This is a genomic window from Cytobacillus purgationiresistens (assembly GCF_030813235.1).
GTDB classification, from domain to species: Bacteria; Bacillota; Bacilli; order Bacillales; family Cytobacillaceae; genus Cytobacillus; species Cytobacillus purgationiresistens.
The window spans coordinates 1-7,359 of the sequence record NZ_JAUSUB010000062.1; the positions used below are offsets into that span (position 1 = coordinate 1).

Here is a 7,359-nt window from a genome sequence, read left to right on the forward strand (position 1 = left end):
TTCTTCGTAAACTGCTAAATTGAGTTCTATTCGTTCTAACCAAAACTGTAAAGTTAAACAAGTTAGATAGTAATATGGAGAAAAACTGCGTATTTAAGAGATAAGTGTTTGTTTATTGAGGGAGGTTAGTGGAAAAAATATTTTTGAATAAATGGTGATTTACTGAGCGATTTGATTAAAAAAACTGATTAAAATGGTATAACTTTAAAAGTCGGAAAATTACCTAAATATAAATCAAAAAGGGGAAAATGATGACTAATAAAAACGTGAAAATTATAGAATTAAATGCGTATAACTGGTATGAATGCTACGAATTGGGAGTATCGAAAGAACGGTCAGATTACATTGAATCAAATGCTATTTCAATAGCTCAGTCAAAGTTTGAACCTACATTAAACCTTATGCTATTTATCTTGAAGAAAAAGTAGTTGGATTTTTAATGTACAATTCGTTACTAGAAGAGCTCAATGGTTATTGGGTACATACAATAATGGTAGATAAGGAATTCCAAGGAAAAGGTATAGGTAAAATAGCGACTAAATCTATGATTTCAGAAATTGCTAAATTACCGAATGTAAAAAAAATTGTAGGATATCATCCGGAAAATCTAGGAGCAAAATTATACTCAAGTTTAGGCTTTATAGATAATGGTGATAGATTTGGCAAGTTAAAGAACATAACTAGTAGCAAAACTTATGTTAAAATACATATAGCTAGAAAGTCATGTTGAAAATTAATTTTAAATGAATTATCTCAAATCACTTATTGGTAGGGGAGGAGCGTTAGTATTGATTCCCAACATTTAGCCCATTAATTACAAGTGTCACTCTGTTGGCACCTGCGTAGTGGCGCCGTGTCGTCAAATCTAACCAGTTGTGCGTTCTCGTTCCGGTGATATATGTGCCACCCGCTACCGGATAAAAACCCCCATCAGAATTGACCTGAAATTTGCATATGTAGATAATTAACTTTCATATCAGATGAGGATTTTTATATAAATGTTTTATTTAAAATCTAAAAGGATTAAACCATTCAAAAATGATAATCAACGATTATTCAATACTATTAGTTAGACTCTCCATCATCGATTCATCCATTGGTCCAACTAACTTCTGCGTGATAACTCCCTTCGAATCAATAATATAGCTGGTAGGAATAGAATATGCTTGGTATAGTAAGCCGATATCTCCGTTTTTATCCAGTGGAATAGGAAATGATAAATAATAATCATCCACAAAATCTTCGATTGCAGCCGTTCCTTTATCCAAATTAGTTAAATTAACAGCTACAATTTCAATCTCAGCCTCTTTGTTCTTTTGATAAAAGTTCTCCATATGTGGCAGTTCCGCTATACAAGGGGGACACCAACTTGCCCAAAAATTTAGGATAACCTTTTTTCCTTTACAATCAGATAATTTAAGAGTCTGTCCGTCTAGAGTCGTTAATTCAAAATCTGGTGCAGTTGCTCCCTTTTGCAAACTAATATTTTGATTTTGCTGATTGTCATCAGCTACCACCTCTATAGATGTATTGCTTTCAGTTGAATTGTTAGAGAAATTCAAATCAAATATATTTATTATTACTATACCTAGACCTATTATAATAATCACAAGAGAGATTATATTCTTTAACATTCTCAAAGCCTCCTAAGTCTTTTTTAATCCTAAAATGTAGATAATTAAACCCAACCACATTATTGATATAAATTCCGTTGACAATAAATTATCGAATAAACTAGACATTAAAATACCTATTAAAAAAAAGATTATATATAATTGATTAGATAAAGTAGTACTAATATTTTGTTTATACTTGAATAAAAAAAACATTAATAGAAGGGGTATTAGTAAAATTAATATTCCTATAGATTTAAATTCTAATATTAACTTAAATGGGATAAAGCTTAAATAAAAGATTAGAAAAACTATATGACCTTCTGTTCGTATATGTTTTGCTTTATTTTTCGACAAATATATAAGATAAACAGTTACAGTCACTACGGCAAAGATAAGTCCTTTAAGTCCACCATTAAAATATATAATTGAAAGAGGAGTATCAATAAATAATTTGAAATTTAATGGGATATAACTTAATTTCCAAATAATAAAAAAAAGAAATAGACTATTACCAAACCAGTCACTTACTTTATTGTGAGTGATTAATCTATATAAAATTATGACTAAAAAAAAACTGACAAGAACTGCAACCCATGTTAAAGAAATAGAAGTGTTTCCAATTTGAACGTAAGACATTACTATCCTCCTCATATTATAAAAAATAGATTTAGAAACTATATTTGACTCATGCCTCCTCTCAAAAAGATTATATTAGAGTTTTATTAAGTATTAGTTAAGATGATAAAAACTATTTATTCAGTAATATTAGAAGGAGGATTATGCAAAATAAAAATAACCCTTTTCAGATATAAAAGGGTTATTAGTATTATGGTTAGGTAACCTTTAGTTCATTTAAAAAAATCTTTAATTTAATCATATCGTCCTTAGAATTATTGAATTATTGCAAGGTGAGCAACATATAGCCAATTTGGATTCGTTCGATATGTCCAATATCCTCCTAATCTCTACAGGGATAGAAAGGAGTTTATTTCTAAAAACACATTGGTTAAGGGTTTGATTTTCGTTACTTTTTTCTATTACAATCTGTTTCTTTCTTATATATATATATAAGAAATCACCCTCCGATATAGACGTTCTGTTTTGTATTTCTTTTGGAATTAGTATCTGACCATTTTTTGTAATTTTTTTAATATACATTTGTTTTCACCGTTAATAAGATTTTATATTCTTGTTAATATGGATTATCCAATCATGTAAATATTACTTATTCATACTATTTGACTTATCTAAAGGGAACTTAATCCAGAAAGTATGATTATTACCGTCAGTATTTACTCCAATATCACCTCCATGTGAGTCGACAATACCTTTGGCGATAGATAGGCCAAGACCTGCACCATCTGTTTTAGTACTACGTGATTCTTCTATTCGATAAAAGCGTTCAAATATCAGGTCTTTTTGTTGCTCGAATATTTCTTCCCCAAGATGAGAAAAAGTAATAATATAGTCTTCTTTAAATAATTTTGCATTTATTGATAATTCGTCTCCAATATTATAAGCAACAATGTTTTGTAAGATATTATTAAATATTTGTTTAATACCATCCTGATTGCCCATAATGCTTGATTCATCTATTTTAATATTTATATTATTGAATTCCTTATTAAGTTTAAGTTGAAATGATTTTATTGAATCCTCTAAAATTATATTAACTTTTAAAGGTTTAAACTCTTTTTCCAAAAACAAATAATCGGGATGCCAAGAATTTAATTCTGTTATTAGTTCAACAACTCTAGTAATTCTTCTAGATTCTTCTAGTAAAGAACCAAATAATTCTGGGGTGCCAGTTATTACTTTATTTTGTAATGCCTCAAGGTAGCCATTAATATTTGTCAAAGGTGTTCGAAGCTCATGAGCGATATCTCGTAGCATGTCGTCTCTTCTCTCCTGGACATATTTAAGCTTTTCAGTCATTGCATTAAAATTATTTATTAATTCATTAATTTCACCTGTTGTTTGGACATTTACCTTTTTAGGTAAATGTCCGGCCTTTATTTCTTTAGCTGCCTCAGTTAACTCCTTGATTGGTGCAATAATTTTCTTTACGGTAATATAATGAAATACACCTACTAGCAAGAAAGAAAGTATGCCTATTTTCCATAGGAAACTATTTAAGGTGTCGACAAGCTCTTTACCAATAACCTGCTCAGAATTAACTAAAAAACAGGCATAATCTTTAACAGATATGCCTGCTAGTATAATGACAAACAAGATAACAATACTATTAAGTGCTACAAGCTTTGATAAAAGGTTTTGGAATTTTTTATTAATCCACAAGTTTGTATCCCACTCCTCTAACCGTTTGAATGTAATTTTTGGGTGTTTGTGTATTTATCTTTTCTCGTAAATGTTTTATATGAACATCTATAGTTCTATTAGAAACAGCTTTTTCATTGTTTTTATAGATATAGTTTAAGATCTGTTCTCTGGATAAGACTTGACCAGGATGTTTCATAAACGTCATTAAAATAGTAAATTCAAAATGTGTTAAGTCAAGTTTTTTATTTTGTATCCAAGCTTCTCTAGCAACAATTTTCAAGGTCAAACCATGAAACCTTAAAGTACCACAATGACTACCTGTTCTTCTCAGAACAGCCTTAATTCTAACCATTAATTCTTCAGGGCTAAATGGTTTTACTATATAATCATCTGCTCCAAGTTTAAAACCATTTATTCTATCCTTTTCAGCTGCTTTAGCAGTTAACATAATTATTGGCATGTTACTTTTTAAATCTTCTCTTATCCATCTACAAATTTTTTCTCCATTAATACCCGGAATCATAAGGTCTAGTATTAACATGCAAGGGTGGGATTTCTCTATAATGGTCTTAGTAACTACACCATTATCTGCTTCGATAACTTCATAACCATCCCTATCTAAATATATTTTAATTAAGTTTCTAACTTTGGTATCATCTTCGACTACTAATATTGATTGACAGTTTTTCTTTTCCAATGATTTACCTCTTCCTATTATTGAAATAAGCTATAAGTTGCTAACCATGCACTAATTCTTTGCATTTGACCACTTAAAACAAAAAATCCCAAGAAGATCATTATCATTCCATTAATAAACGATAACTTCCCTAGATATTTATTTATTTTCTTTATAGATTTAAGAGAATAGGATACCAGCATTGAAATTGCAAAGAAGGGAATAGCCATACCAAGTGAATACGCAGTAAGTAAAAAAACTCCTTGATATAAAGTATCTGAAGAACTGGCCAAAAGTAATATAGATGAGAGAGCCAATCCTACACAAGGTGACCACCCTGATGCAAAAGCCATCCCAAGTAAAACGGAACTAAAAATATTTTTTCCGCCTGGTTTTGTTTCTATTCTCTTTTCTTTCATTAAAAATTTAAATTTTAATAAACCCGACATCTGTAAACCAAAAATGATTATTAATAAACCGGATACTTGCATTACAATCATCCGATAATCCATTAGAATACCACCAATAAAACTCGCTGATGCTCCTAAAGCAATAAAAATAATACTGAAGCCCATTATAAAACCAATTGATCTTAACACTAATTTTTTTCTATTTAAATACATGTTTCCTTCTTGAATTTTTCCACCTGTTAAATGAGTAACGAAAGCTGGTAATAGTGGAAATACACATGGTGAGAAAAAAGATAGCATTCCCGCGAATAGCGCAACTAAAATACCAATTTCATTCATTTTAAACCATCTCCCTTATTGAGATAGTATAGAAATAATTTGTTAAAGTTTAATTAAGAATTATCAACAACTTTTAGGCTATTTAAGTTTGACAATTTTAGTTGGTAGAAGTATATTTATGCTTTTTAATGATAAAAAGGAATGAAGTAGTTTTATTACCAACAATGACTAAAGGTTAACATATTCAATTAAATCAGACTTAGCCGGCTGGTCAATTCAACAATAATAATTACATCTAAATATTTGATATATTATAGCTCTTTTTTTCAGCTTTTCTTTTTTCTTAGTAACGGAAATCATGTAACATAGTTAATTACATTTGATAGAATTTTGATGCCTTAATATTATACTTAAGTTAATTCATCTATTGAATAACTAAACGGAGTGACAATTCTGTAAAAAAATTGTTCGAATGCCTTCAGATGTTTAGTCTTAAAGGGCAAATTTATATACCATGATGATAGAGCCTGGAGTATATGGAGGTCAAAGGCCCCCACAATGATATGTGAAGAAATGTACTTTAACAAACGGGGGATTTTCTTCTTAAAGAAGAATCGCCTTTTTTTATGTCACAAAAGGGCGATTTGAGAGATATTTTATTGCAAAATAAAGGAAATGGTAGAATTGGAGTCTTCCTGCTGGTGCAATTGAACTTGGAGAAGCACCAGCCGAAGCAATTGTTCGAGAAGTATGGGAAGAGACAGGATTATATGTTCTTCTCAAAAGTTATTAGGTGTATTTGGTGGGAAAGACTTTCGATCCAATATCCTAATGGTCAAAAAGTGGAGTATAACGTCTTAATGTTTGAATGCGTTATTCAAAGTGGCTGAACTAAGTCCAATAGATAACGAAACGGCTGACCTTCAATATTTTAGCCCAAGTGAAATGCCTGAACTTGCTTTACCCCTTACCCTAAAGATTTATTTTTACAAAGGGTAAATAATGAATTATATTTTCAGTGGGATGAACAGTGGTTAAAAAATCTTTCTCAAAAATAATTATATCTTGTTGAATTAATGGGGGAGTATCTTCATAACGAAGAATCTCCCTTTTCTTATGTAACAAACGGGGCAGGACAGTTAAAGAAAGAATATATGTTTATAGAAAAAATTTGTTGCAATTACTATTGAAGGGGTTAAGGGACTTGGCCCTTAACCTTTTTTTCTTTTCTAAATTTTTTCGGAGTAGTATCATAACTATTTTTAAATTTTTCTATAAAATAACTAACACTAGAAAAGCCGCATTCATTAGAAATCTCGGTAATTGTACTTTCAGTACCAATCAAAAGATCTATACTGCGCTCTAAACGATAAGTAAGAATGTAATTAAATGGAGTTTTCCCAACGTGTTTTTTAAAAAGACGTATTGTTTCTGATTTACTTAAGTAAGCAATTTCAGCTAATTGTTCAAGGGATATTTGAAAGTGATAATTGTTATGAATATATTTTAAAATCTTCTTAACTCTTTGATCATAAATTGGAATGTTATTAGAGGAGTGAAGATTTACTTCATTAAACAATTCTTTTAAACATAAAAGATACTGACTAGATATGACTAACTCGAATCCTTTTCCTTGTTCTTTAAATACATAAAAAGATCTTAAAATTCCTTCTATAATTATAATGTGTTTCTCATGTAAGGGATCTAGCAGTACATAGGGTGTACTTCCTTCTTGGATTAAAGGAAGAATGTACTTGTTTTGTATATGCTTATCAAAAAGTGTTATCCCAACATTCCAACAAATAAATGTTGCATCAGGGGTTATCGCATAAATTTCATGTATAATGCCTGAGTTAATAAAGAATCCTTCTCCTTTTGAAACTGGTATCTTATTTCCATTAATTCGAATTTCGATTATGCCCTTTTTAACTACTACAAATTGCATTTCCACATGCCAATGTAAAGGGATGTAACCTAGAATTGTTTCAGAGATATTCGTATACTGGTATGTCAACACTAAACTAGACAACTTTTTTAAGGTGTTCAAGTTTATAATCAATTGGACTTACATAACCAAGTGTCCCATGAATTCGTATGT

The 7,359-nt window shown here is 30.0% G+C and carries 8 protein-coding genes and 2 pseudogenes; 2 read left to right on the plus strand and 8 right to left on the minus strand.

The genetic code is table 11. The features are described 5' to 3' along the window. Positions 1–251 precede the first annotated feature (251 nt). Positions 252–730, plus strand: a pseudogene (locus J2S17_RS28460) (GNAT family N-acetyltransferase). Positions 731–782: 52 nt separating this feature from the next. On the opposite strand, the gene J2S17_RS29120 reads toward J2S17_RS28460, so the two are convergent. The 7 genes from J2S17_RS29120 to J2S17_RS28485 form a co-directional block, all read right to left on the minus strand. Beyond that, complete coding sequence (locus J2S17_RS29120; RefSeq protein WP_503128674.1) at positions 783–965, minus strand: YhaZ family DNA alkylation repair protein; 183 nt, start codon at positions 963–965, stop codon at positions 783–785. 87 nt (positions 966–1,052) lie between these two features. Then, complete coding sequence (locus tag J2S17_RS28465; protein WP_307480692.1) at positions 1,053–1,634, minus strand: TlpA family protein disulfide reductase; 582 nt, start codon at positions 1,632–1,634, stop codon at positions 1,053–1,055. Positions 1,635–1,646: 12 nt separating this feature from the next. Continuing rightward, entirely contained in the window at positions 1,647–2,252 is a 606-nt protein-coding gene (locus J2S17_RS28470; RefSeq protein WP_307480695.1) for a hypothetical protein, read from the minus strand. Between the two features lie 237 nt (positions 2,253–2,489). Beyond that, positions 2,490–2,774: an AbrB/MazE/SpoVT family DNA-binding domain-containing protein gene (locus J2S17_RS29015; protein ID WP_370875145.1), complete on the minus strand. Its 285-nt coding sequence runs from the start codon at positions 2,772–2,774 to the stop codon at positions 2,490–2,492. Positions 2,775–2,837: 63 nt separating this feature from the next. Further along, a complete protein-coding gene (locus tag J2S17_RS28475; RefSeq protein WP_307480698.1) occupies positions 2,838–3,914 on the minus strand; it encodes an ATP-binding protein in 1,077 nt (358 codons plus the stop codon). Continuing rightward, positions 3,904–4,593, minus strand: a complete 690-nt coding sequence (locus J2S17_RS28480) for a response regulator transcription factor (RefSeq protein WP_307480701.1) — start codon at positions 4,591–4,593, stop codon at positions 3,904–3,906. The genes J2S17_RS28475 and J2S17_RS28480 overlap by 11 nt, the downstream gene beginning before the upstream one ends. Positions 4,594–4,610: 17 nt before the next feature. Then, the gene (locus J2S17_RS28485; protein WP_307480704.1) at positions 4,611–5,321 is read right to left on the minus strand and encodes a cytochrome c biogenesis CcdA family protein; all 711 of its coding nucleotides are present in this window, start codon (positions 5,319–5,321) and stop codon (positions 4,611–4,613) included. A 625-nt stretch (positions 5,322–5,946) separates the two neighbouring features. Here J2S17_RS28485 and J2S17_RS28490 point away from each other — a divergent pair. Further along, positions 5,947–6,319, plus strand: a pseudogene (locus J2S17_RS28490) (NUDIX domain-containing protein); the annotation flags it as partial. Positions 6,320–6,456: 137 nt separating this feature from the next. Here the strand turns inward: J2S17_RS28490 and J2S17_RS28495 are convergent. Continuing rightward, complete coding sequence (locus J2S17_RS28495) at positions 6,457–7,278, minus strand: AraC family transcriptional regulator (RefSeq protein ID WP_307480707.1); 822 nt, start codon at positions 7,276–7,278, stop codon at positions 6,457–6,459. Positions 7,279–7,359 lie beyond the last annotated feature (81 nt).

Bases quoted from the DNA above. Each gene is read 5' to 3' on its own strand.
- J2S17_RS29015 (WP_370875145.1), bottom strand. From the start codon at position 2,774: ATGTATATTAAAAAAATTACAAAAAATGGTCAGATACTAATTCCAAAA.
- J2S17_RS28470 (WP_307480695.1), bottom strand. From the start codon at position 2,252: ATGTCTTACGTTCAAATTGGAAACACTTCTATTTCTTTAACATGGGTT.
- J2S17_RS28485 (WP_307480704.1), bottom strand. From the start codon at position 5,321: ATGAATGAAATTGGTATTTTAGTTGCGCTATTCGCGGGAATGCTATCT.
- J2S17_RS28465 (WP_307480692.1), bottom strand. From the start codon at position 1,634: ATGTTAAAGAATATAATCTCTCTTGTGATTATTATAATAGGTCTAGGT.